The 23,622-nt window shown below is 55.6% G+C and carries 24 protein-coding genes; 13 read left to right on the top strand and 11 right to left on the bottom strand.

Annotated features, from left to right (window positions below):
• Positions 1-240: 240 nt before the first annotated feature.
• Positions 241-1,146, top strand: a complete 906-nt coding sequence (locus EDF57_RS08500) for a hypothetical protein (RefSeq protein ID WP_134093891.1) — start codon at positions 241-243, stop codon at positions 1,144-1,146.
• Here the strand turns inward: EDF57_RS08500 and EDF57_RS08495 are convergent.
• The 4 genes from EDF57_RS08495 to EDF57_RS26195 all read right to left on the bottom strand — a co-directional run bounded on the left by EDF57_RS08495 (position 1,106) and on the right by EDF57_RS26195 (position 5,030).
• A complete protein-coding gene (locus tag EDF57_RS08495) occupies positions 1,106-3,619 on the bottom strand; it encodes a DEAD/DEAH box helicase (protein WP_134093890.1) in 2,514 nt (837 codons plus the stop codon). The two genes, EDF57_RS08500 and EDF57_RS08495, sit on opposite strands and share 41 nt — an antisense overlap.
• Positions 3,616-4,548, bottom strand: coding sequence for a DUF1837 domain-containing protein (locus tag EDF57_RS08490; protein WP_208324824.1), 933 nt, complete (start codon positions 4,546-4,548; stop codon positions 3,616-3,618). The genes EDF57_RS08495 and EDF57_RS08490 overlap by 4 nt, the downstream gene beginning before the upstream one ends.
• 184 nt (positions 4,549-4,732) lie before the next feature.
• Positions 4,733-4,831: a helix-turn-helix transcriptional regulator gene (locus EDF57_RS26200; RefSeq protein ID WP_279587440.1), complete on the bottom strand. Its 99-nt coding sequence runs from the start codon at positions 4,829-4,831 to the stop codon at positions 4,733-4,735.
• The gene (locus tag EDF57_RS26195; RefSeq protein ID WP_134093889.1) at positions 4,827-5,030 is read right to left on the bottom strand and encodes a helix-turn-helix transcriptional regulator; all 204 of its coding nucleotides are present in this window, start codon (positions 5,028-5,030) and stop codon (positions 4,827-4,829) included. The genes EDF57_RS26200 and EDF57_RS26195 overlap by 5 nt, the downstream gene beginning before the upstream one ends.
• A 125-nt stretch (positions 5,031-5,155) precedes the next feature.
• Here EDF57_RS26195 and EDF57_RS08475 point away from each other — a divergent pair, with 125 nt between their 5' ends.
• The 7 genes from EDF57_RS08475 (at position 5,156) to EDF57_RS08445 (ending at position 10,392) form a co-directional block, all read left to right on the top strand.
• A complete protein-coding gene (locus EDF57_RS08475) occupies positions 5,156-5,524 on the top strand; it encodes a hypothetical protein (RefSeq protein WP_134093888.1) in 369 nt (122 codons plus the stop codon).
• A gap of 503 nt (positions 5,525-6,027) precedes the next feature.
• Positions 6,028-6,588, top strand: coding sequence for a VapE domain-containing protein (locus EDF57_RS08470; RefSeq protein WP_166675210.1), 561 nt, complete (start codon positions 6,028-6,030; stop codon positions 6,586-6,588).
• Between the two features lie 68 nt (positions 6,589-6,656).
• Positions 6,657-6,956, top strand: coding sequence for a hypothetical protein (locus EDF57_RS08465; protein WP_134093886.1), 300 nt, complete (start codon positions 6,657-6,659; stop codon positions 6,954-6,956).
• Positions 6,957-7,247: 291 nt separating this feature from the next.
• A complete protein-coding gene (locus EDF57_RS08460) occupies positions 7,248-8,399 on the top strand; it encodes a site-specific integrase (protein WP_134093885.1) in 1,152 nt (383 codons plus the stop codon).
• Between the two features lie 55 nt (positions 8,400-8,454).
• On the top strand, positions 8,455-8,841 hold the full coding sequence (locus EDF57_RS08455; RefSeq protein WP_134093884.1) for a hypothetical protein: 387 nt from the start codon (positions 8,455-8,457) through the stop codon (positions 8,839-8,841).
• A 248-nt stretch (positions 8,842-9,089) separates the two neighbouring features.
• Positions 9,090-9,641 carry a hypothetical protein gene (locus EDF57_RS08450; protein WP_134093883.1) on the top strand — a complete coding sequence of 184 codons (552 nt, stop codon included), beginning with the start codon at positions 9,090-9,092 and terminating at the stop codon, positions 9,639-9,641.
• 40 nt (positions 9,642-9,681) lie between these two features.
• The gene (locus EDF57_RS08445) at positions 9,682-10,392 is read left to right on the top strand and encodes a hypothetical protein (RefSeq protein WP_134093882.1); all 711 of its coding nucleotides are present in this window, start codon (positions 9,682-9,684) and stop codon (positions 10,390-10,392) included.
• Between the two features lie 201 nt (positions 10,393-10,593).
• Here the strand turns inward: EDF57_RS08445 and EDF57_RS08440 are convergent, their stop codons facing one another.
• The 3 genes from EDF57_RS08440 to EDF57_RS25415 form a co-directional block, all read right to left on the bottom strand.
• Positions 10,594-11,238, bottom strand: a complete 645-nt coding sequence (locus EDF57_RS08440) for a hypothetical protein (RefSeq protein WP_134093881.1) — start codon at positions 11,236-11,238, stop codon at positions 10,594-10,596.
• A 2-nt stretch (positions 11,239-11,240) separates the two neighbouring features.
• Complete coding sequence (locus tag EDF57_RS08435; protein ID WP_134093880.1) at positions 11,241-12,041, bottom strand: hypothetical protein; 801 nt, start codon at positions 12,039-12,041, stop codon at positions 11,241-11,243.
• Positions 12,042-12,337: 296 nt separating this feature from the next.
• Positions 12,338-12,850: a hypothetical protein gene (locus EDF57_RS25415; protein WP_166675209.1), complete on the bottom strand. Its 513-nt coding sequence runs from the start codon at positions 12,848-12,850 to the stop codon at positions 12,338-12,340.
• A 924-nt stretch (positions 12,851-13,774) separates the two neighbouring features.
• Here EDF57_RS25415 and EDF57_RS08425 point away from each other — a divergent pair.
• A complete protein-coding gene (locus EDF57_RS08425; RefSeq protein WP_166675208.1) occupies positions 13,775-15,871 on the top strand; it encodes a hypothetical protein in 2,097 nt (698 codons plus the stop codon).
• A 317-nt stretch (positions 15,872-16,188) separates the two neighbouring features.
• Here the strand turns inward: EDF57_RS08425 and EDF57_RS08420 are convergent, their stop codons facing one another.
• The 3 genes from EDF57_RS08420 to EDF57_RS08410 form a co-directional block, all read right to left on the bottom strand.
• Complete coding sequence (locus EDF57_RS08420; protein ID WP_134094156.1) at positions 16,189-16,821, bottom strand: glutathione S-transferase; 633 nt, start codon at positions 16,819-16,821, stop codon at positions 16,189-16,191.
• Complete coding sequence (locus EDF57_RS08415) at positions 16,814-17,839, bottom strand: rhodanese-related sulfurtransferase (RefSeq protein ID WP_134093877.1); 1,026 nt, start codon at positions 17,837-17,839, stop codon at positions 16,814-16,816. The genes EDF57_RS08420 and EDF57_RS08415 overlap by 8 nt, the downstream gene beginning before the upstream one ends.
• 154 nt (positions 17,840-17,993) lie before the next feature.
• A complete protein-coding gene (locus tag EDF57_RS08410; RefSeq protein ID WP_243654389.1) occupies positions 17,994-19,910 on the bottom strand; it encodes a ribonucleoside-diphosphate reductase subunit alpha in 1,917 nt (638 codons plus the stop codon).
• A 1,071-nt stretch (positions 19,911-20,981) separates the two neighbouring features.
• Between EDF57_RS08410 and EDF57_RS08405 the strand changes: the two genes are divergently transcribed.
• From EDF57_RS08405 to EDF57_RS08395, 3 genes are all read left to right on the top strand, one after another.
• Complete coding sequence (locus EDF57_RS08405) at positions 20,982-21,227, top strand: GlsB/YeaQ/YmgE family stress response membrane protein (RefSeq protein ID WP_132268210.1); 246 nt, start codon at positions 20,982-20,984, stop codon at positions 21,225-21,227.
• A gap of 79 nt (positions 21,228-21,306) precedes the next feature.
• Entirely contained in the window at positions 21,307-21,513 is a 207-nt protein-coding gene (locus tag EDF57_RS08400; protein WP_134093876.1) for a DUF4169 family protein, read from the top strand.
• Positions 21,513-21,719 (top strand): hypothetical protein, encoded by a 207-nt coding sequence (locus EDF57_RS08395; RefSeq protein WP_134093875.1) that lies wholly within the window; start codon positions 21,513-21,515, stop codon positions 21,717-21,719. Before EDF57_RS08400 ends, EDF57_RS08395 begins: the two co-directional genes overlap by 1 nt.
• Positions 21,720-21,816: 97 nt before the next feature.
• On the opposite strand, the gene EDF57_RS08390 is transcribed toward EDF57_RS08395, so the two are convergent.
• Positions 21,817-22,329: a hypothetical protein gene (locus EDF57_RS08390; protein WP_243654361.1), complete on the bottom strand. Its 513-nt coding sequence runs from the start codon at positions 22,327-22,329 to the stop codon at positions 21,817-21,819.
• A gap of 260 nt (positions 22,330-22,589) precedes the next feature.
• Here EDF57_RS08390 and EDF57_RS08385 point away from each other — a divergent pair, with 260 nt between their 5' ends.
• Positions 22,590-23,621: an MBL fold metallo-hydrolase gene (locus EDF57_RS08385; protein WP_134093874.1), complete on the top strand. Its 1,032-nt coding sequence runs from the start codon at positions 22,590-22,592 to the stop codon at positions 23,619-23,621.
• The last annotated feature ends 1 nt before the right edge of the window (position 23,622 follow it).

Here is a 23,622-nt window from a genome sequence, read left to right as displayed (position 1 = left end):
GGTGCTGATTGAGGCTGACAGCAGATTGCTTCCTGAGCCCAAGCCAAACCGCCGGAACAAGCGGTGCGAGGGTTGGGACATCTATGCCGAGAAAGAGCATCTGAGAGGCGCCGAGTCCGATGAGCGTGGACCTACGACTTTCTAGCCTAATCTTCGAATCGTAGCGAAATGCTTGCCACCTTTGACGCCGAGAGTGGTTCGGACTACTGAAACAGTTGCCAAAACCCGGTAGGATCAAGCATGAATCGCGTGAAGAAAAAGGTCACTGTCAGTTTCTTCTCGATCGAAGCCGCTGATGATTTTTTCCGAGGTTTCATCTCTAGCTTTAAAGCAACAAGGGAGAGCGCGAAGGGCGCGCGAGTTTTCAACCTGAGATCAAAGAAGCATCTGATAAAAGCTTCGAACGAAGACGCAATCTTTGAGCAGGCGGTATACGCTGTGACTGTCGTAAAAGAGCGAAACACTTGGCAAACCAAGGCTACGAGTGATGGAAAAATTTCAGGCTTCAACCTCAATCAAGGCATCATAGGCGATCCTTATTTTTTTCTAGTCGTTCCAGATACAAAACTTTTACTTGGCTTTACATCAGGCCCGAGCGGGAGTTTGCGAGGTGTTGCCGGGGTAATGCTGGAGCAGTTTAACAGCAGCCGTTCAAATTCTGTCGAACTAGAGTTTTTGCCTAAAGAAAAGGATGGGTCCGCGCTTCATGCGGTGCCTAGAGCGGGGGAATTGCACTTGAGGATCGGTCGATCAGCGTTCGCTGAGCTTCACGACGAAGCGCCTCAGATAATTAAAGATATCGGCCGATCTCCGCTAATGGAGCATGATATCCAGCTCGCGCTGAACCTCGAGTTCTCTGATCAAGAGAATGCCGCCGTATCAAGGAATAGTGCAATTGAATTGATCAGTTATTTCGCTGACAATGAGGGGTGCAAAGCTCTGAAGGTTAAAGGCATGAGTGATTTAGGCGATCTAATGAGATTAGATTTCTCAAATGCTTTTTTCAATTATACAAGCGAGATATTAACTCGCCAAAAGTATATTGAAGAAGAATCGTCACTGGAAATACTTCATTCAGCATTCCGAGAATATACCAGATCCATGCCTAAGAGCGGCTCAATAGTCTCAAAAGTTCCTTCTTCGTAACAGGGTGGATATCATCCAGCGCGCCTGAATTCAGTAGCCGCATGACATCCCGTGAAGATCCAATTTCGACGCCCTCATTGAGTGCACCATGAATCTCACGGGCCGACTCCCTAGAGAGCCCAATGTTGATAAGGCTAATCATCCGCTCATCGCAGGCACCTATTTCGAGATAGGAATGCAATTTCACGCTCGCCCGGTCGATGCCCTTGTCCACCAAAGCATTCTTAAGCAAAATATCGTAGCATCGAAGCGCGCCAGACAGACGAAATCCGATATCGCTATTGATTACCTTAATCACATTCCTAACCGATGTGTTTACGGAAGGCGGCGCTTTTCCGTTTCTCTCAGCTGCCTGCTTATCCCATTCAACTTGACCGGATATTATTTCCTTTAAGCCTTTACCCTGAATCCATTGGCAGGATATCATGCAAATGTAATCCAAGGTATAATCTTCACTGGGTACGTATACACCAGACAGCTGCAATTGCCTGCAGATCTGCAGCAAGATCTCATACAGTTTCGGCGATTTCGGATGCGGTAAAATCCAACCATCATAAATTTCGACAGAATTCAGGAACTCATACATAAAATTCTGCTGAATGTACCCAATCGTCGGACTCGCCTCCAACGTAAATGGCGCGACTTTCAGCTTCTCGTTGGCCGTCTTGATAGATTTATTTAGAGTCAACAAATCTTGTTCACCAAGCGTTAGCTCGGGAGCACCCAAGGTGTCTTCCAAGCGGCCATTATCGTATTCTTTAATAAGCTTGTTTGCTATCGTATAAAAACGATATTGATCTTCCTCATCAAATTGATAATTCCCTTCGAGCGCCGATAATATTTTCGGGAGTTCTTCATTTATTGCGCGATAATAAGAAGGTATTTTCTCCGCTTCCTCGAAATCCTCCTCAAAATAATCATCGAACGTCCATTTACTCGGTTCGATGATAAATATATTCCCTGTGAAGTGCTCGAGCATCCTGCCTGCCCGTCCAGTTATATTCCGCATTTTCACGTCCTCAATCCGAGTGGATGGACGGCCGCGATGTGTTTGGATGGGATTTTTGAGGAAAAGGTTTTTTGCAGGAAGGTTTACCCCTTCGGCAAGTGTGCTCGTGCAAGCGATGAAACGGATCGAATCCTCTTTGACTAAATTTTCGATCATTACGCGAACTGAGCTTGGAAGCGGGCCATAATGGAACGCCACGCCATGGCGGAGATTATTGGCGAGAGAGTAATCATCATGAATGAACTTCTCGATGTAGTCTGCAGCCTCATTTAAGCGATCATCATCAATCTCATCTGAGATTAGATCACAAATGGAGTCCGCCATTCTTTCACAATTATATGGCCCATTTTGGTAAATTATATTGGACTCACCTCTTCCCAACCTGAAGGCGATGTCCGCTAGGCTCGCCCCAGTGAAATTTTTTGGAAGAAAATGCTTGCGGGTCGAATCATGTCGCGAAAGTACTAGGTTTCGGCCTTTCGGCTCAACCGATATGAGAAGTTTGGCGACAGGAGAGGTTTTGGTAATTGCCTTTACAAAATCAACGTTATCAAAAATTGTTGAAAATGTGTCCTGATATTTTTCAGATGGCATGCTTATGATAACTTGAGGTGTACTCCCGTCTAAGAGCTTATCTATAGTCATGTGGAGCAAAACGCCGCGCGTTTTGTCTGAGATGTTATGTGCTTCGTCCAGGAAAAAATAGTTGAAGGTAATGTCTCCCGCCAATAGAACATCATGTAGGCGTTCTTGAGTCATTACAAATAAAGTTTTTTGATTGAATTCGCCATCTCTAGGGACAGTGCAAATTTCGATTTTATCAGAAAGTCCGCGACTTTCTATTAGCTCATATATCTTCCCGGCAACTTCCGATATCAGCGCTCTCGTAGGCACAACAATAGCCGCAAAAGCTCCATCGCTTTTGGCGATTCTATCCACCAGATAGTGAAGGATGATGAAGGTTTTGCCAGCCGATGTTGGTGCTGACGTGATTACATCATCATCGCTAATCAGGTCTTCCCAAAGTTTACGTTGATAATCGGTAAGAAGGAAGCCCAGCCCCTCCACTGAATTCATTTCTTCTCGAAATTCTAGTTCTGCGAAAGAGTGAATGCTGTGCCGAAAGCTCGAACCAGGGTGCCGGTCGGAAAGCAACTGGCGGTTCGGAAAGTCACCGGATTCTATGAAGACTTTGCTCGCGATAGCGATAATTTCCGGGAAATCATCCGCGCACACCCCAAGCAGCATCGACAGCAGGACTGCGCCCTCACGCCTAAGCTCATCGACATTAGATCGATAGAAAATCTGTGCAGTTAAAATCAGCTTTTTAACGTTTTGCCGATTAAGTTGCCTCTTTTCGCCAATCAGTTTCGCAGCATATGCGCCAAACAAAATATCAGATGCAGCGAGATAAGCATCCGCCTCAAAAATATTTTTTGCTAGCTTTTTGAATAATTCGGTCAATTTTCGATGCCCATGTATTCTACAAACTCATCGACCAGATTATCGACGCAGGTGAAAGGAAGTATGAGCAGTACAGACTCATTGGCCGGGAGGCCATATTCGCGAATTTGATCGTAAAACTCTTTGAAGTGCTCTTTTGCAATTAAATTATAAGCGTTGAGAAATTTATCAAAACCCCCATCTGTCGCAATCAATATAGGATTGGTAAATCCAATGAAGCATGGAGAATGAACGATATCTGCCTGATGAGATTCCGAAAACGGATTTAAGATAGATAAAATCTCAGATTCAGTTTCGTCATCTATGTTGGGAAAATCAATGTAGCTGTCCAGAAGGTCGAATTCGTCATCGTATTTCGCTTTTGCGGAGCTAATTGATGTGGCCGCCTTCTTTGCGGCGGCCTTGAAATCTTTTTGGAGCTTGGACTCTCCAAGATACAAGCGGAATGCCCCATCATGGAATTGGCCATGAACTGCATCTGCTCCATAAACAGGCATTCTTGGGTTTGTCTTCATGGAGACTTTGCTCAATAGCTTTGGCGCTCCAAGATATACGTCGAGGAGTGTGAACAATATCAGCTCACCAAGCTCTCCCTTTGCAGTGTGCCTACTTAGTTTTCGTAGAGCTTTTTGAAGCAACTCCTCGGCATCTATTTTTCTATTTGATCCGGTTTTCTTCTGTATTTCAGTGCATGAGAATACGAAATTTTCAAGAATTCCGTTCTTTATTAATTCAAAGAACTGATCGTAACTGCTCTTTCCGTCCATTGCCGGCAAATACATTGCCATCGCCTGTACTTCGTCACCGCTCTCGAGCGCGATCGTGAACGCGGCGTGCTTCAAAACTGCTTTCACCGCCTCTGGGTCACCTAACTGAGTTGGCAACTGCTTCATCGGGGCTAAGCCTTTTGTTACGAAGTCTTTGGTCACAATGGAAAGATCCCTACCCGAAATTGCATTTTGCGAGCCAGAAAAAAATGCCTTTCAGGATTCAAGCCCGTTGATAATTTTTTATTTCCGGAGTGGTGCGGGCGTCCGTCGTCGAGACTAACGATTAGCAACTCGAAGATTCCCTGCCGTCCACGCAAAACGGGGTATCTTATATGGAGAGCAACTACTCGTGCGGTGCGACGCCAAGTGCGTCCGCCAAACGACCGAGAGCCCGAACAGACGGGTCCCTCGTGCCGCGCTCCAAGTCGCTGACATGCTCAATCGAGCAGATCGCCTAACGCGCATCCCATCGCTTTTGCCACGCGCTCGACGACGGTGATGGTTGGGTTTTTCACCTGACGCTCAATGCCGCTAATGTAGGTCCGATCAAGCTCTGCCTCATCAGCCAACGCCTCCTGCGACCAGCCGCGCTCTTTGCGCAACCGTTTCATGTTGGTCGCTAATCTTTGCCGGACGTCCATTCACCAGCATCAGCCGGAATGAAGACGATCCGACCACGGACTATGAATCTCATTTTTACTGGCAATCGATCGACGTTCCGATAATTCCATCGGCGCGGTCGCATCGCCATGTCGAAGGAACGAGTATGAAGTACATGACTGCATGCGCCGCCGTGGCGCTCGCCGCTCCAGCCGTCGCCCAGCCTACTTTTGAGGAGTTGAAGCAAGAGACGGCTGACATCACGAGCCTGATCGATGCCGAGAATGCCAAAACCGATCTGTGCAAACGGTACGTCGGCACCGTGGTCACGCCGACCACGTTCGATGCTCTGGCGCTTTCACTACCGAAAATGACCGACAAGGGCGAATACGAGACCACGGCACAGCACGAAGCCAGAAAGGCGGCCGCCCCGACCGGCCTGTCTGGCCTCTTCGATGAATCGTCGCCCACGGCATCGGATCCAACCGAGTCAGCCCGCAGCCTTAAACCGATCTTGGCGTTGACAATCTATTGAAATTCTCCAACTTCCTTCACAGGACAGTGTCTGTTACCGCCATAATACAACGGCGAACTATGAGAAGTTCAACAATACACGAAATCCGAAATGAATAATAATAAATCTGGCAAGAATATTTGCCCTAAAGGCGCCTCTTTAAAGAAGAGGAAAGTTAAGTCGATAGATTGTAAGGGTTTTCCCGATCAGCCCGCCGGGGCTTATGGGGTATTACCTGCTACAATCGAGAACTTTCAGCACCTTCTCGAGTCTTTCGGAATCGTAGTGCGATTCAACGTCACAACGAAGAAAGTAGAGGTGCTAATCCCGGACCGCGAGGGTAGCATTGAAAACAGCGCAAATACGGCGACCACAAAAGTCCAAAGTCTCGCTATCCGACATGGATTGGCCATTGGCCTCACTCAACCTTTCCTGGACTTGATAGCAGACCGTAACCCCTACAACCCCGTTGCCACTTAGATACAGAGCAGGGAGTGGGACGGCACCAATCGCCTGCCCCAAATTTGCTCGACGTCGGTGACGGAAAGGAATTCCCCACAGACTTCCGTGATCTGCTTGTCAAAAAGTGGCTGCTCAGCGCTGTCGCGGCCGCACTGAAACCGTACGGTTTTCGGTGTCGCGGTGTTCTCACGCTGCAGGGTCCGCAAGGCCTCGGAAAAACGAGCTGGGGCCGAAATTTGGTGCCAGATCAAGCCCTCGGCGCCGAGGTTGTCAGGCTCGATCACCATCTTGACAGCAACAACAAGGATAGCGTCCTCATCGCCATTTCTCACTGGATTGTTGAGATTGGTGAGCTTGAATCGTCATTTAAGCGCGACGTCGCCAGGCTAAAGGGCTTTCTGACGCAAGACATCGATAAGGTTAGGAGGCCGTACGCCAAGGAAGCGACTGAATACCGCAGGCGCACGGTTTTCTTCGCTACGGTTAATTCATATGACTTTTTAATCGACAGCACAGGTAACGCCAGATTCTGGACGCTTCCTTTAGTGGACGTCAAGCATGATCACGACATCGACATGCAGCAGGTCTTTGCTCAATTGGCCGTTGAACTGAATGGTGGTTGACGGAGGATGAGTAACGGCAACTTGCAAAGCTGAATGCTCGGCATCGTGCCTTCAGTCCTGTTCTTGATGTGCTGCAGGCATTTATCGACTTCGATGCCCCCGAGGCATCCCGAAATGAAGCCCTGACGGCAACGGAAATCTTGATTGAAGCCGGGATCGATCGCCCAACGAGCCAACAGGTGAAGGAAGGTGCTGCCCTGCTGCGGGAGCATCTCGGTGCCCCCAAACGCATTCGCGGCCGCGACAAGTATTGGTTCAACCGCAAACCGGAACAGCACCTCATCGACGACGAGGAAGGCCCGGATGAAGAAGAATGTGATTCTATGGCGGCTGACGGCCACAAGCCTCGAAAGCCGAACTTTAGCTAAATGAGCGGGGATGTGTGCGCCACAGGCCTTCCCCTCCCCCTCCGCCCGGACGCCGTCGACTCTGGTCAACCACGCCCGCGCTCATGACTTAGCTTCGCCCGTCCTGGGCATTCCCACGAACGCAGCAACCACCTGGGCGCAGCCCTGAACCCGACCCACACGGCCGGGGCCGACGCGCTGTGCGCTTCGCCCGCGAGCAATCCCAAGAAAGCTTGGCCATTCAAATCAAACTCATCGCGCCCGGCCGTTCCGCGCCGCTCCATCAACATCATACCCAAAAGGATATCCACAATGCCGAGAGTCAAACTCGATGCCTCGTTCTGCCTCACGGCCCGGTGCGAGCCGGGCAAAAAACGTACGGATTACTATGACACTTCCATTACTGGCTTCACTTTGGAATGTCGCTCGGGCGGGGGAAAGTCATTCACTCTGCGTTACAGCAACGAATATGGAAAACAGTGCCAGCGAAAGATCGGCGTATATGGTGATATCACCTACGACCAGGCCCGACGCGTTGCTCAACGGTGGCGCTCCGAGGTCGTACTCGGCGGCGACCCTGCGGCCCAGAAAGCGGCCAAGAAGGCGATTCCTACCTTTGCCGAACTTGCCCGACAGCACATCTCGCACAATGAGACGTACCAGAAGACGCCTCACAACACAGAGCGGATAATCCGCTGCCATCTCGTGCCGAAGTGGGGAACCATGCGGCTGGATGAGATTAAGCCTCAAGCTATCGCCACATGGCTGGCTGAAAAGCGCAAGGTGCTGGCTCCGGCAACTGTCGAGAAAATTCGTGTGACTATGAATAGATCATTCGAATTGGCCGCCGAATGGAACATGCCGGGTGCCTCCCCCAACCCCGTCCGATCGGTCAAACGCCCGAAGTTCAACAACAAGCGCGAGAAGTTCCTGACCACCGAAGAGGCAAAGCGGCTTCTGGCTGCATGTGATTCCTCGCTGTGCAAGCAGCTTGGTTCGATCGTTAGGCTTCTGCTCCTGACCGGGGCGCGGAAGATGGAACTGCTTAGGGCGAAATGGTCGGACATCAATCTGGAACGGCGGGCGTGGCACATTCCGGAGACTAAAACCGGCGTCCCCCGATACGTCCCGCTGTCATCCGATGCCGTTACCGTTATCCAAGGCCTGCGTCGATGGGACAAGTGTCTGTGGTTGATCCCCAACCCTGAAACTCGCAAGCCCTACACGGACCTTAAGCGGCCATGGGATACAGCCCGCGACAAAGCAAGCCTTCCAGCCTTACGCCTCCATGACCTGCGCCACTCCGCCGCGAGCTTTCTCGTGAACAGCGGCGTGGATCTTTACGCGGTCGGCAAAATCCTTGGTCATGCCGATCATCAGAGCACCATGCGATACGCCCACCTCGCCAATGACACGTTAATGTCTGCGGTCGAGGCCGGTGCCGCCAAAATGCAACTCACCTGAAACTGTGCGCCCTCTCCGGCGGGGGAGGCCCCCCCCCTGCACTGAAGGGCTTCATATGACACAGCAACTTATTGGGGGAATCACCCTTGCGGATTGGGCTCGGGAATGGAAGCCAGTCAAAGGCGGCCTCTCCACGCGCCACGATGAACTGAAAGGATCGGTCGGAGTGTTCCGCCTTCGGCATCGTAACGAGGTACTCTATATCGGTTGCGCGCGAGAATACGCCAATGGAGGCCTTATGAAGCGGCTATTCGATTTCATCCGCCCCGGCGACAGTGGACGCAAACATTACGCCGGGCAGAAGATTTTCGAGCACCGCGAAACCCTTGAGGTGGATGTGATCGTGACTGGCTCCGACCACAAGGCCGGCTGGACTGCGCAAAGTCTGAAGACCGCCCTTCTCAAGCAGAAGAAGCCCGCCTGGAACGCCACCTGCAACTAACTCTCACCGCCCCGGATTTGCATGTGCAGGTCCGGGGCTTCCTTATTGTTTTTGCGATTTCCCCAAGGCTACAGCGCCAGTTGCCAAGTTGACTGACCCGTAGCGCCGCCGGACAGCGGCGCGCTCTACGGCATCAGTAGTTTGGACGATTTCCGCCTTAGCGGCGGTCTACAAGCATTAACGCGGTTTTCCAAACATCTATGGCGCATGAAATGGAATGTTAGGATCGGACGGTTATCCCCCTCACTATGATCGACGATACGGCAGAGCGCGGCAGCCCAGAACAAACTTGGGATACCCTATACGCTAAGGTGAATGCTTGGCGGGGCGAGTGCATGCACCATATCTCCTGCGTCGAGCAGGCCGTCACTGAAACTTTGCTCGCCATCGATACAGCATTCCCAACGCTTCACGTGAAGCTTCGCCATTTGACCGGGCAAAGATTTGAAGATCTGTTGGCCGTCCTTGCTACCGATGGACGGTTTGGCGAACACGGGGCGAAAGTCGTTGACGCGCTAACTCATTACCGCTCCTCACACGAAGCGTTCCGCGCCTCGCTGTGCCATGGCGTCATCAAAGTTCTGCTGGAACGCGGCGGTCGCCCGACAATTCTGATTCGGAGTCTGACAATTCGTGCTCGGCAGGCTGAAAAGGTCACTTTGGCATTGGAAGAGGTCGAGGCAACTGCAAAGGTGGAAGCCTTACGACGTGATCGGATGAAGCTAGTAGGCCTACTTGCCCACGTTCGTAGAAACGTTGCGGGAACACACCGTCCCACTCCCTTGGCGAATGGCGCGTAGTGCTTGCGCACTGCAGTCGCCGGTTGCAATCATCTCCCCAATGATCGAATTCGTCGCCCCAGCTAACGAAGACCCCGCCCTTGCCCAATCACCGTTGTTGCACGGTGCCTTGCTGACCCTCGGCTATCTTGTGAAAAACGGCCCTATTGGTCTGACGCAGAGCAAGGCGTTGAAGCGGTATTTTGTGACGTGGGCAGCCGAAACGTTCAACTGGCCGCATTACACCGCCGAAGACCTGTACGCGGTCAACGAGGTGCTGAACGAAGATGACTTCCCGCCGCTGGTGGTGCTGCATGACCTGCTGGCGAGCGCCAAGTTGGCTGGGCATCGCAAAGGCTTCCTGCACATCACGAAGACAGGGAAGGATCTTCTACAGCATCCCGGCAACCTCTGGATCACCCTGGCCCATCACGTCCTCTTCGTCCTCGATCATTCGCGATATACGCGGTACGGCGACGAGCTCGCCGGAGATTGGCTGCTGTTCCTCAACATCATCAACGTCGAGGCTCATACCGGCCTAACCTACGAGCGCTTCGCAGAGGTGCTGTTCGGGGCTGGACCGGAAGACCATCGGGCTTATGCAATGGCCTACATCCACATCCTTCGGCCTCTGTGCTGGCTCGGTCTGCTGGACGAAACCCGTCACGGCAAACTCTATCCGACAGAGAAGCTGTTCACGAAGACCGCCTTATGGCCTCGGGTTATCCAGGCGGAATCCGACAAGGTGTTGCCGGACGTTACCCGGCATTGAGCATTTTCGCGCCGATAACGCCCCTTATTTGAATCAGCTTGGGCCGAAATCAAGAGTAACCGCTTTGCGCCCAGTTCGGCCCCCTTTTATCTTGATCGTAGGATTCCAGAGCGGGCATTCGCTGCGGAAGACATTGGCAGGCTGCCGGACAACGGTTAGCAAAATCTGTGCAGCCCAAACAAAAACGCGATCGAAAATTCATCATCTGGATTGCGTGGCTGGAGTAAACGCCTCTCGACTTATCCATGAAAAAAGACCGAGCGGTTCGGATACCTGAATAGATTTATGCTCATCGTAAAGTCTGCAAAATTCCCTTGTAACGGGCATGCCGTCCCAAAGAGATTGAAGTTTTTTCAGTACCGCCTCGCTTCCTACGATCAACGGTTCAAATTCTACTCGCATCAATGAAATATCCGCCGCGCCTCGATGCCAAGCCGCGAGTGTTCCTTCTAACCGATTAAGCCATTTAACCCATAGATGACGAATAAAAGCGCTGTGCTCAATGGTGATACGAAAGCTTCCGTCTTCAGGTGGCTTAGAAAAAACATCATTTGTAAATTCAGTTCGGAGCAAGCTCGTCATTGTTTCGTAATACTTAACCGGAACCAGCACGGATTCGCGGCATTGGATTGCCGTAATGACGTAAGACGGTAGCTCTGCGGCCATTCTTATTGCTCGACTAGTTTCCCAATCCAAATGATTGGCCCAATCATATATAAGTCGTACTGCAAGCTCGCGTCTACTTCTTTCCAAATTCAGCAATAGGGCTTTCGTGGCCACAATTAGGCTAAAAATTGCGATGATAGCAGCAATACCCTGCAGCATATCTTTGGGCTCTATGGTCACTTTTAAGCCCCTTCGAGTGCGACGTTGGGTTCGCGGGCAAAACGACCCGATTCGCGCTCCAGAGTTGTCCCAAGGACATCGCGAGGTAGATGATCAGCGAAATACCCGAAAGCATTATTACAATCTTCAGCGTATCTTCTGGTCCACAGGATGTGCTCCTGCCAAACTAACTCAACTGCAGGAGGCAGAAGATACGCTTTGTCCAGCTTGCCACAACCAAAGGCGTTGGCATATTCCGCTACAGCATTCCGCGCGCGCATTTCCGTGACTCCAAATCGCAACGCGATGCGTGCCGGAAGCCACGAAAAACGGGGTGGGATCGCTTTGTCAACTTCACCTAAATCGTTCCATAGAAGCTCAGCATATGACGCATTTCTGAACCGATAACGTGGAGAGTCCCAGCCAGATTCTGTCCATTCGGTCGAAATTTCGGTCAGCGCATATTTTTGACGCATAAATGCCAGGGACAGTTTGAAATTGCGTCTGAGGGTTAAGGCATCCTCCTCACACATGTCTTCCGCGCGCACGTGCGATCCGACGTGGATATCTTTTATCACATGATGAAGAAAGCCGCCGAAAACGCCAGCGCATATCTCTCGATATAAGCGCGTATCGAGTATCAGTTCATGCCAAGCCCAATCCGCAATTTGGGGCAAAATAATGAGCATCTTGGGCGACGAAATCTTGGCGTGAAGGAAGCAGCGAAGGTAATTTCCAGCTAGCTCGCAATCTCGCTGGGTCACTGCAAATTTTAGATAAAGACGCTCTAGAACGTCATCGAAATCCAGGCGCAAAGGATCCATCATCACGCTCCTCCAAGAAACGCAGGACTACGCTAATCTCGCGCGAATTCATTAAAATGGCAATAGAGAACGTGAGCGTTACAAGGCCGCCAGAATCCGACATCTCAATCGGTTAATAATAGGCGTCGACCGTTCTTGTCGCGCCCGTTCCCGCTCCTCCTTGTCTTCTTCTACGAACCGCTGAATTACGCCTACGATGGCAGGCATCCCAGTGCCTTCTTTCTGCTCCCGGTGATAGATTTCCAAACAAGCGGCCGCCGTTTACAACGAAACCGCCAGAAGGCTGCTATTCACGGCTAGCCATTGAAGTCCCAACTATTCAATACCCGCGAGACAAGCGGCGTCGGATCAGCGGCAGGGTTTCGCCAGTCGGCACGTCCGGGATGCGTGACAGTCACTACCGTCCGGCCATTCGCCGCCCCATGAGCTTCACTCTTCCAGCGCCGAGCATTCGTCTCCCGGAAGCTGTCGAGTAACTGGTTCGCTCCGACCTTTTCTCGCACCCACTTTCCGGCCGTCCCACCGAAACATATGATTGTTTTGACGCTCAGTTCGTCGATTACGGCTTGATGGACGGGCCAGCACATATCGAGCAATTCGCTTTTCTCAGCCTGAAGCATGGCTTCAGTCGCGGATCGAACGAAGACGACGTTGCTAGCCGGCGTAAGGCGAGGATCTAGGTTAAGCTCGCGCAGCATGTGAAGGACGCGAGGCTGGAGCCCCCATGTCCCCGGTGCCGCGCCTTCCCAACTGTCATCGGCATAAGCGGACCACTTGCGTTCAAGACAACGATAATTGGCGATGCTCATGCCAATTGTCTCCGAGGCCTGTCTATCGGGATTGCCCCCTGGATTGAGGCCTAGGAGATATACTGGCCGCGTTCCCGTGAATGCCTCTGGTCCAGTGTAGAACACCGACCCAGATCGATTCAGAAGCCTAGCGGGCAAGCCGCCGAGCGCAGCGTCAATCGAGTTTCGCGTTCCACGGTCTTTAGTGCTGTCGGTTGGCGGCGAGGAAGTTTGACGCGGCGTGCGAGAGCGAGCAGCCGATAAAGCAACAGGTGGAATGCGTTGCTTTGTTTTTGTAGATTGGGATTTCTGCTTCTTTGGTTCAGGTCGCCTCATTTGCCAGGCGAATGCGATAACGATGGCAAGAATGATCACGACACCAGCGCCGCCAAACACCTCGAACGTCCTTATGGCGATCCACAAAAAGGCAAGGAATCCAATCAACCGAAACATCAAGCAGCCTTACCAAAATAAGCTTTTGATAAACGATATAGAAAATTGACGATGCCGCACAAAAATAAGCAAATTTCGATAGGTTATGGGTAGAGCGTTAATATGCACTGCATCCCAACGTCCAGCCGAATCTTTCCCTGCCAACCCTCGACGGCTGATAACGCGGTTTATGTGAACCAGACGGGGCTGCCCGCCGCGAGGCACCCGCTTCTCAGCTATCCGTCTGCTCAAAGCGTTTGATAGGCAGCCTGTGGAATGAAAACCGATGAACGGTATCCGTCGGCATTACAAGTTTTTAACTCCCGCTAATCCGCAAGAGACGAAGTTGTGGATGCGATGATCCATCATCCTTTTATGTGGCGAATTCGGGAGGTAGTGCAAAAGACGGGAGCATGAGAATCCTTCGACGGCTACTTTGGGGAATTACAGTTGAGCGAGAATCGGACTGCGGCCATCCAGGAAGCAAGAATTTGCCTCCTCGCTGGCGCACGAGTGAAGAATAGTGCTGATCCCTCAGATGCGCTTCTAGTGCTGATCGCCGCACCACTTAGCGAAATGCACGGATCGTTGTTTGATTCAACAAAGCTTGCTCAGCTGACCGAAAAGCACTTTGGTTGGACTATAAGTGCTTCAACACTTGACTTTTTTGTCCCTAAAATGCGGCAGTTAGGCTGGCTTGAATCTCGCACAAAGTTTCCCGCGCGCGGACCATTCTTCGTTAACTTACCAACTCCGGACTTTACCGATGAGAGTTTTGACACAGAAGCCACGCTGAAAGATGTGGGCGAAGGCTTTTTAAAGTATGCTCGCGAAATATCGCCCCTAAGTGTACTGCCGCCTGAACCCAGTGAAGCAGGAGCGATCTTGCTCCGGTACGCCGTTGACGCGAATGTCTCAGCCTCAAATAAAGATAATGCTGGCGCAGATGAAACATTTCTAGCAGCAAGATACATTGAGCATGTGAACACAAATAAATTGCCTCAGAAGGAAGCTATTTCTAGCCTTTCTGCTGTAGGATATCTTTTTAGAGTAGCAGAAGAGCTCCAGAATCCCACTAATTCTTGTAGGAAATTCGAAGTAACGATTGTTGTTGACGGCCCTATATTGCTAGATCACTTGGGGTGCTCTGGGGCGCTTCGAAGCGGTGCTTCAAAGGAATTGTTCGACCGTATGCGGGCGCTCGGCGCTTCTGTAACCACGTTCCATCATTGCGTGGATGAAGCGCGAGACGTTTTGGCATCAGTCCTGAGGGCCCCTGCACCTGAACGATATGGACCTACTGCTGACGCCTTGCGGAAAGGCCTCGTGCATGAGACTGCGCTACAAAATATGTTGCAGGCATTCGACATGGCGGTCAGGAAGGCGGGAGTAGAAATCCTACCGGATACCTTGGACTTTATGCCAAGCAGCCATCGTTTTTTCAACGACGAAAAGTCCAAGGCGCTGGAATCTATAGTTAACTGGCATGACGCAGACAATGAAAATGCGCGCTACGCAGACAGTGATACTGCTGTATTCACAATAAGAAGGAGAGCTGGAGCTAAATCTTCTGACTTATTTACCAGCAAATTCGTTTGCGTAACCACTAATGATACTTTTGCGGGCGCCATAAGAAGGCATTTGTGTGAAACATATTATTATAATAAGCGGCATATTCCGCCAATTATAACAATGAGGGAGTTGTCTGCAAAATTGTGGCTGGAAGTAGGCAATATCGATAGGAGCGCGCGGCTATCCTTGCCTAATAGTCAGCTCCTTGTCACTTGCGAAAAGGCACTCCGTTACAATCGAAAAGTGGTGGACCGAGCGCGGGATTTGTTGCGTGAAGTAAAGCCGGAGCAACTAGACCAATTTGAAATTCTTCTAGAAGTTCCTAGGTCGGCTAGGGCTGTTATGGACTTTGCGCTCAATAATGAAGGTTATGTATCCGGCGATAATGTCGAAGGTCTTGTTGAGGCTGCTATTCAAGCTGCCGGAAAAGAAGTAGCCGACAAAGCTAAGGCGCAACGCGAGAAGGATCTCCGCAAACATCAAGAGCAATTGGCGTTAGCAGAAAAGGCAACCGAAGATACGAGAACTCTTGCAGAGGAACAGATCGCACAAGAAAGGGAGCGCGCAGAAGCTATCCTCGAAGCGGAGAAACGTAAGTCTGAAGAAGCAGCTCGTTCTTTGCAGGCTATCAGCGCAGAGCATGCTAGAGTGGAAACTCGTGCACGAGAGGCAGATAACTCAATAACTGAAGCAATTGGCGAACGGGCGACTGAGCGTTTCGGATTTCAGAAAAGTTTCATACGAAATGTTAGCGTGATCGTAGCAATAGTGCCTCTCGCCATTACTTGCTGGTCGTTTCTTTACCGCGAAAATTCTGGTTTAAACTGGTACGGGATGTTCTTTGCTGCTCTCGTTGCAATCCTCGGTGCAGCAACCGCCATGGACCGCCCCGGCGCCTGGCTCTCTAAGCAGCTGCAGCAGCGTATCGAATCTTGGGCAGATCGTCGAGTGCGTGAACTTGGTCGACATGATCTAGCCTGTGAAATGGAACTGCATTGGCATGACGGCAAGGCTACAGTTACGTCCCATGGGGAATGAACTCGCTACAATTTTCCAATTTGAGAGGCATCTGCACGCCCTTCTATGTGATTCATTCACCGCACCCGTAAGCCGGGTTCTGACTGGGTCGAAATTCGAACTTTCACCGAACCAAAGTGCTTTCGATAGGAAGACGCCCAGTTCGGATTTCGGCACAATCTGGGTATAGCTTGGTCGACTGGAAAGACTGGGCGATTTCCGGCATCAAGAGCCTCGGAAACCTTGGATTTCTGGGATTCTATCGCTTGTGTTCGTAATGATGGGGTCACAGGTTCGAATCCTGTAAGCGGCACCACTCTCCTGATATTTCCGAAATTTCAGCCCGCGCTGGCGAAGCGTATGGGATCGTCGCCTGTTTGCCACGGTGACAGGCGGAGCATCGCCGCCGTGAACAGGGGCGAGTGCAGGTGGTCGGCCAACCAGGCTTGAAGGTGCTTCAGCGGCTGCGCTTCGAACCACTCCGGCTCGACGGCGGCGAACTGGCGGACGAAGGGCATGATGGCGGCATCGGCGATCCCGCGCGCCGGGCCGCAGAGATGGCGGCTTCCTGCCAGCCGGGCGTCGAGTTGGCGCAGGAACGCCATCCCGCTTTCGCGGTGTGCGAGCGCGTCGCTGTCGTGGCGGTGCGGGTATTTGTAACGGTCGAGGTCGTGCTTGAAGCCGCCGTCATTGGCCGCGATCAGCGCGGTATCGTCTCGGGTGAGCCAGTCTTCGGGATCGTGCCGGGACAGCGCCCAGCGCATGATGTCCAGGCTCTGGTCGATCACCGTGCCGCCGGGCAGCACCATCACCGGCACCGTTCCCTTGGGGGAGGTCTCCAGCATTTCGGCGGGCTTTGCCGACAGCTTCACTTCGCGCAGTTCGCAGGCGGTGCCGCTCACCAGCAGCGCCAGGCGCGCCCTCATCGCGTAAGGGCAGCGGCGGAAGCTATAGAGGATCGGATCAGCCAGCGTCCCGCTCCGTTTCGCTCTCTCCCGCCCTCGCCGCGTCTGCGTGCGGGTCCTGGCGCATGGCGCCGACGTGAAGCTCCCCGCGCTCGGCCGCCAGCGCTTCCTGGCGGTGGCGCTCGCGATAGGATGCGCGCTGTTCGTCGCTGCGCTCGTGGTGGCAGGCAAGGCAGCTGACCCCTTCCTCGAAGAGCGGCGAGGCCTGGTCCGCCGCGTTCACCGGGCGGCGGCAGGCATGGCACAGCGCATGGCTGCCCTGGACCAGTCCGTGGCCGATGGTGACGCGCTGATCGAACACGAAGCATTCGCCCTGCCAGAGGCTCTCCTCTTCGGGAACGGTCTCCAGATACTTGAGGATACCGCCCTTGAGGTGGAACACGTCCTCCACCCCTTCCTGCTTGAGGAAGGCTGTCGACTTCTCGCAGCGGATGCCGCCGGTGCAGAACATCGCGACTTTCGGCGGTTTGCCCCCGGCGCCGGTCGCCGCCATCAGCTTCTCGCGCTCGGCGCGGAACCATTCGGGAAAATCGCGGAAGGTCGCCGTCTGGGGATCGATGGCACCCTGGAACGTGCCCACCGCGACTTCATAGTCGTTGCGGGTATCGATCACGATCGTGTCCGGATCGGCGATCAGCGCGTTCCAGTCCTGCGGCTCGACATACGTGCCGACGATGGCCAGCGGATCGATGTCGGGCTGCCCCATCGTCACGATCTCGCGCTTGAGGCGCACTTTCATGCGGTGAAACGGCATGTCCTGCGCGCCCGAGAGCTTCACGTCCACGCCTTCGCAGCCCGGCAGCGCCCGGACATGGTCGAGCACGCGCGCGATGCCGTCGTGAGGACCGGCGATCGTGCCGTTGATGCCTTCCGCCGCCAGGAGCAGCGTGCCCTTGATGCCCTGCTCCTCGCAAAGGCGCAGCAACGGTTCGCGCAGCGCCGCGTGATCCGCGAAGCGGGTAAACTGGTAGAGCGCCGCAACGCACACGGGCGCGCGGCCGACCGCCTCGGCGGAATCGTTCATCTGGGCACAGCCATCTTGCATGACGCGGCCCTTAGCGCGGAATCGCGCGGAAATGAATGCCGCGCGAACAGCAAGACGCCCCAGGCAGCCTGGCTGCCCGGGGCGTCTCGAATTTCGTGCGCGTCGTCAGGCCGTTATCGAGCCCGACCTGCGCTTACTGGCAAGCCAGGCATTCGTCGTAATCGGTCGTCTCGCCGATCTGGAACTTGGGCGCCTCGGGCGTATTGTCCGCCTCGACGCCGCCGCCAGCACCGGCGAAGCCCGCGCGCTGCAACGACTTCGAGCGCAGGTAATAGAGCGACTTGATGCCCTTCTCCCAGGCCTGGAAGTGCAGCATCATCAGGTCCCACTTGTCGACGTCGGCCGGGATGAACAGGTTCAGCGACTGGGCCTGGTCGATATAGGGCGTACGGTCGGCCGCGAATTCGAGCAGCCAGCGCTGGTCGATCTCGAAGCTGGTCTTGTAGACCCCCTTCTCGTCCGGCGTCAGGAAATCGAGGTGCTGGACCGAACCGCCGTGTTCGAGGATCGAATTCCACACATTGTTGGAATCCTTGCTCTTCGAAGCGAGCAGCTTCTGGAGGTACGGGTTCTTCACCACGAACGAGCCCGAGAGCGTCTTGTGCGTGTAGATGTTGGCCGGGATCGGCTCGATGCAGGCCGAGGTGCCGCCGCAGATGATCGAGATCGACGCGGTGGGCGCGATCGCCATCTTGCAGCTGAAGCGCTGCATCACGCCCATTTCGGCCGCGTCCGGGCACGGGCCGCGCTCGTTGGCGAGCAGCAGCGAGGCCTCGTCCGCCTTGGCGGCGATGTGCTGGAACATCTGCATGTTCAGTGCCTTGGCCATCGCGCTTTCGAAGGCGATGCCGCGCTTCTGGAGGTACGAGTGGTAACCCATGACGCCCATGCCCACCGAACGCTCGCGCGCGGCGGAGTAGCGCGCGCGGGCCATCTCGTCCGGCGCGCGGTCGATGTAGTCCTGCAGCACGTTGTCGAGGAAGCGCAGAACGTCTTCCACGAAGCTCTTCTCGCCCTTCCACTCTTCCCAGGTTTCCAGGTTGAGCGAGGAGAGGCAGCACACGGCCGTACGGTCGTTGCCCAGGTGGTCGCGGCCGGTGGGCAGCGTGATTTCCGAGCAGAGGTTCGAGGTCGAGACCTTGAGGCCCAGATCGCGGTGATGCTTGGGCATCATGCGGTTCACGGTGTCGGAGAACACCAGGTAGGGCTCACCGGTGGCGAGACGCACTTCGACCAGCTTCTGGAACAGCGAGCGGGCGTGGACGGTGCTGCGCACCGAACCGTCCTTGGGGCTGCGCAGCGCGAAGTCGGTGCCATCGCGCACGGCTTCCATGAACTCGTCGGTCAGCAGCACGCCGTGGTGCAGGTTCAGCGCCTTGCGGTTGAAGTCGCCGGAGGTCTTGCGGATCTCCAGGAACTCCTCGATCTCGGGGTGCGAGACGTCGAGGTAGCAGGCGGCCGAGCCGCGGCGCAGCGAACCCTGCGAAATCGCCAGGGTCAGCGAATCCATCACGCGCACGAAGGGGATGATGCCGCTGGTCTTGCCGTTCAGGCCCACCGGCTCGCCGATGCCGCGCACGTTGCCCCAGTAGGTACCGATGCCGCCACCGCGCGAGGCGAGCCAGACGTTCTCGTTCCAGGTGGAAACGATGCCTTCCAGGCTGTCGTCCACCGAGTTGAGGTAGCACGAGATGGGCAGGCCGCGACCGGTGCCGCCGTTCGAGAGAACGGGGGTGGCGGGCATGAACCACAGCTTCGAGATGTAGTCATAGAGCCGCTGCGCGTGGTCCTGATCGTCCGCATAGGCGTCGGCCACGCGGGCGAAGAGGTCCTGGTACTTCTCGCCCGGCAGCAGGTAGCGATCGTCCAGCGTTTCCTTGCCGAAATCGGTCAGCAGCGCGTCACGCGAATCGTCGGTGACGACGGTGAAGCGGCGTGCATTGATCGTCTTCGAATCGGGACGCGCCTTCGGGGCTTCCGGAGCAGCGGCAGCGGCCGCCAGCAGGGCGTCGGCCACAAGAGCGGCCGTAGCGGTATCGGTCTTGTCCATCGCTATTGCCGGGCTCTCGCCCGCCTCCTTTTCCGTTTTCGCCGGCTTTTTCACGGGCTTGGCCAATTCGGACTTGATCCGTTCCAGCTTCACCGGCGCGGCCTGTACTTCTTCCACCTTGGGGGCCGGGGCCCGGGGCGAAAGCTCGAAACCGGGCATTTCCACCTGGCCATCATTCTGATTCATATCTGCCTGCATAGCGTCGGAGCTGTTCACGTCAGCGTCGCTTCCGTTTCTGAAATCCAATTTTCGCCCCCGTTAGCTCAACTGTTCAAACTCTGGCCGTTCAACCTGCGGCCCACCCCGATCAGGCCACCCTGATCCGGCCACTTGGCGCTAGGCCGCCCGGTCCTTGGTTTCCCATTTTCCGAGCCACGTCATCGAAGCGCCAAAAAGCGCGTTCAGCATTGCACCCGGACCGGCCCGAACATCCTTTGCCTGTCCGCGATTCGTCGGAGCGAAGAACCGACCGACATACCACTGACAGGCACAAAAAGAGAACGAAATCTCTGACCGACCCTGGCGCGAGCCCTTCGCAAGAAGCACCGGACACCGGAAAACCGCCTTTAGGGACACCTGACGGCCCAAGGACGATTTCTCTAGGTTTAGATGCCCCGCGATCGACGCGCCACAACCCATAGTGCCTGTTCTGGATTTTGACGCAAGGGGGCTGCCCTTCCCCGCGGCCCCGGCAAGTCTTGCCCCTTTACAGCCGAGGGGGTCTCGCGACGCGTGGGAACTCCTTCACCGGCCCCATGCGCAAGTGCCTATTTCGAAGGTCGTACTAAAAATTTTTCCACATAAAACGGCGGTGAAGCGAATCTGTTTTGCGACGAAACGAGTCGCCGTTTTCCGGACATTTCGCCTCTGTCGAGACACTTGCCCCGGCATTTCCCCATCTCATTGGAGGGAGGCCGGGAACGAACCACGCCGCGAATCCCACCGAGCGCCTCGACGGACCGGGTCTGCATCCTGCAGAACCGCGATTGAAACCGTCCTGTCGTTCGCGGCTTCTAGGGCATGATCCCCGGGGCGGCAGGTCCCGGATTTATAACGAGGGTTTTCCAGGTCATGATCAATATCATCGGCGCCATCATCAGCGGCCTCATCATCGGGGTGCTGGCGCGATTCTTCTATCCCGGCTCGGTCGACATGGGCTGGATCGCGACGATCCTGCTCGGCATCGGCGGCTCGCTCGTGGCGGGTCTCGTGACCACCCGCGGCCAGGCGGACTTCCAGCGCGCCGGCTGCCTCGCCTCGATCGTCGGCGCCGTGGTGCTGATCTTCCTGGGTCGCCTGCTGGGCATCTCGTTCTGAGCCCGGCCCAAGCCGTCTGAAAAAGCCCGCGCACATCGCCGCTCTTTCGCCGCGCGGATCCGCGCGGTAGAAGGCGGCCATGGCCGACATCATCAATCTCCGCATGGCCCGCAAGGCCAAGACGCGCGACGCCGCAAGGCATGAAGCCGACGCCAGCCGCGCGCGCCATGGCAGAACCCGGGCCGAGCGCGGCGCCGCCGAAGCGGAAGCCGCGCGCCTGGTCCGGGTGGTGGACGGTGCCAAGCGCGAGCGCAGCGAAGAAACGCCCGAAAAGGGAACGGACTGATGCGCAGCACTTATCTCGAAGCCAGCGTGCGCCTCTATCATCTCGACGGCGGCTCCGACGGCGGCGCGGCCAACACCCTGTTCTACGGCCCGCTGTCCGAGGCGATGAACGTCGCCGCGCTCCAGAGCGAGGACGTGCAGGACGGCCTCTTCATCGCCACGGACAATGACGTGGTGGCTTACCTCGACCTTGTGGAAGACTGGTAGGCGCGCCGTCGAAAACGATAACGGCCCCGGCCTCCTCCTGGAGCCCGGGGCCGTTTTTCGTTCAGGGCTGCCTGTCAGCAAACCCGGGCAAACGTCCTCAGAACCGCGCTTGCAGGCCGGCCGCAAGATAGTGGTCGCCGAAATTGCCCTTCACGTCGATGCGCGGGAGGATCGGCATGGCCACGGTGCCATAGGCCCGCAAATCGTCACCGATCAGGCGTGCGCCGACGCCGAAGCCCAGCGACATCGGCAGGCGGTACATCGCCTCGACCTTGCCGAAGATCTTGGTGCCGGAATTGTCACACTTGCCGTCGGAGACCTGGTTACCGCTGTCCTTGTTGAAGCACTGCGAATCCTGGTTGACGTAGCCGGGGTGGTCGCGGTGGTGGAAGAACACGCCGGCGGCAGGGGTAATGCTGAAGCCGCCGTCCGAGATCACCGGCACGCCGAGCGCCAGTTCGCCGCCCCAGTCCCCTTCCGAGCGCGCCACATTGGCCTCGGCCGTCACTTGCGCAGCGGCAGGCGTGGCGGCGACGACGGCGCCGATCGCCAGTGCGGCGGAAAGGACAGCCTTGCTGGCGGCACCGGGGACGGAGGGACGGAATTTCATGGTAGGTCCTTGATTTGAGACATCTGCTTCTGATCCCAGAGGCCTAGGATTCCAGCGGGTCGAAACGCAAGACGGCCGGATTCGGTCCATCCCGGCCCAGGCTCTGTCCGTCCCGCCAGCCTCTACGGCGCGTTTACCAATCCATCGCCGGCCGCACGCCGCACTATCCAAAAGAGACGCGCCCGAAACGGATCGGCGCTCTTGTCCGCCGAGGGTCCAGGGCGCAAAACCGCAGCCCGCTACACCCGCGGGAGGCAGGCATGATCTTCGAGCAGATCGCGACGGGCGGCTGTCAATCCTATCTGGTGGGCTGCGAAAGCAGCCGTTCGGCGATCCTCATCGACCCCGAACAATCGCAGGTCGATCGCTATCTCGGCCTTGCCGGCCAGCTCGGGGTCCATGTTCGCTACGTGCTGGACACCCATACTCACGCCGATCATTTCTCCGCCAGCCGCGAACTGGGCAAGGCGTTCCAGGCGCCGGTGGTGATGAACCGCCTGAGCCCGGCGCCCTATGCCGAGATGCGGCTGGACGACGGGGACATGCTGATCGTGGGCAACCTGCGGCTTCGGGCCATGCATACGCCGGGCCACACCCGCGATTCGATGTGCATGGTCATGGAGGACCGGGTCTTCACCGGCGACACCCTGCTGATCGGCGGCACCGGGCGAACCGACCTGCCCACCGGCGATCCCGAGGCGCTTCACGGCAGCCTCTTCGGCAAGTTGCTGGCCTTGCCGCTCGAAACCCGGGTCTATCCCGCCCACGACTACAAGGGCCGCAGCCATTCGACCATCGGCGCCGAGATCGCTGAAAATCCACGCCTCAAGAACAGCGAGCGCGCGGAATTCGTGGCGATGATGCAGCACCTGGACCTTGCCGCGCCGACGCACCTGACCGAGGCCCTGCGCACCAACATGAACGGCGGCAGGACCGTGGCGCAGCTCCTAGCCGATGCCGCCACGCGGGTGCCGTTCGTCTCGCTGGCGGAACTGCGCGCGCGGATCGGCCGGCAGGACGGCCTGATCGTGCTCGACGTGCGCGAAAGGGACGCCTTCGAAGCCGGCCATGTTCCCGGCGCCATCCATCTGCCGCGCGGGCAACTGGAACTGAGGGTCAATGCCATGCTCACCGATCCGACGGCCCGGCTGGTCACCTGCTGCGAATTCGGCAAGATCTCCACCCTGGCCGCAGCGACCTTGCGGGAACTCGGCTTCCCGCGCGCTGCGGCTCTGGATGGCGGCATGAAGGCCTGGATCGAGGCCGGCTACGAGGTCGAACTGCCCGACTGAC

It is taken from the genome of Novosphingobium sp. PhB55 (genome assembly GCF_004368805.1).
GTDB lineage: Bacteria > Pseudomonadota > Alphaproteobacteria > Sphingomonadales > Sphingomonadaceae > Novosphingobium.
This window is presented reverse-complemented; position numbering and strand designations above follow the sequence as displayed.

Coding starts and splice junctions, on each gene's coding strand:
- EDF57_RS08460 (WP_134093885.1), top strand. CDS start 7,248: ATGCCGAGAGTCAAACTCGATGCCTCGTTCTGCCTCACGGCCCGGTGC.
- EDF57_RS08455 (WP_134093884.1), top strand. CDS start 8,455: ATGACACAGCAACTTATTGGGGGAATCACCCTTGCGGATTGGGCTCGG.
- EDF57_RS08400 (WP_134093876.1), top strand. CDS start 21,307: ATGGCCGACATCATCAATCTCCGCATGGCCCGCAAGGCCAAGACGCGC.
- EDF57_RS08445 (WP_134093882.1), top strand. CDS start 9,682: ATGATCGAATTCGTCGCCCCAGCTAACGAAGACCCCGCCCTTGCCCAA.
- EDF57_RS08475 (WP_134093888.1), top strand. CDS start 5,156: ATGAAGTACATGACTGCATGCGCCGCCGTGGCGCTCGCCGCTCCAGCC.
- EDF57_RS08395 (WP_134093875.1), top strand. CDS start 21,513: ATGCGCAGCACTTATCTCGAAGCCAGCGTGCGCCTCTATCATCTCGAC.
- EDF57_RS08450 (WP_134093883.1), top strand. CDS start 9,090: ATGATCGACGATACGGCAGAGCGCGGCAGCCCAGAACAAACTTGGGAT.
- EDF57_RS08390 (WP_243654361.1), bottom strand. CDS start 22,329: ATGAAATTCCGTCCCTCCGTCCCCGGTGCCGCCAGCAAGGCTGTCCTT.
- EDF57_RS08385 (WP_134093874.1), top strand. CDS start 22,590: ATGATCTTCGAGCAGATCGCGACGGGCGGCTGTCAATCCTATCTGGTG.
- EDF57_RS08410 (WP_243654389.1), bottom strand. CDS start 19,910: ATGGACAAGACCGATACCGCTACGGCCGCTCTTGTGGCCGACGCCCTG.
- EDF57_RS08435 (WP_134093880.1), bottom strand. CDS start 12,041: ATGGATCCTTTGCGCCTGGATTTCGATGACGTTCTAGAGCGTCTTTAT.
- EDF57_RS08415 (WP_134093877.1), bottom strand. CDS start 17,839: ATGAACGATTCCGCCGAGGCGGTCGGCCGCGCGCCCGTGTGCGTTGCG.
- EDF57_RS26195 (WP_134093889.1), bottom strand. CDS start 5,030: ATGGACGTCCGGCAAAGATTAGCGACCAACATGAAACGGTTGCGCAAA.
- EDF57_RS25415 (WP_166675209.1), bottom strand. CDS start 12,850: ATGAGCATCGCCAATTATCGTTGTCTTGAACGCAAGTGGTCCGCTTAT.
- EDF57_RS08405 (WP_132268210.1), top strand. CDS start 20,982: ATGATCAATATCATCGGCGCCATCATCAGCGGCCTCATCATCGGGGTG.
- EDF57_RS08500 (WP_134093891.1), top strand. CDS start 241: ATGAATCGCGTGAAGAAAAAGGTCACTGTCAGTTTCTTCTCGATCGAA.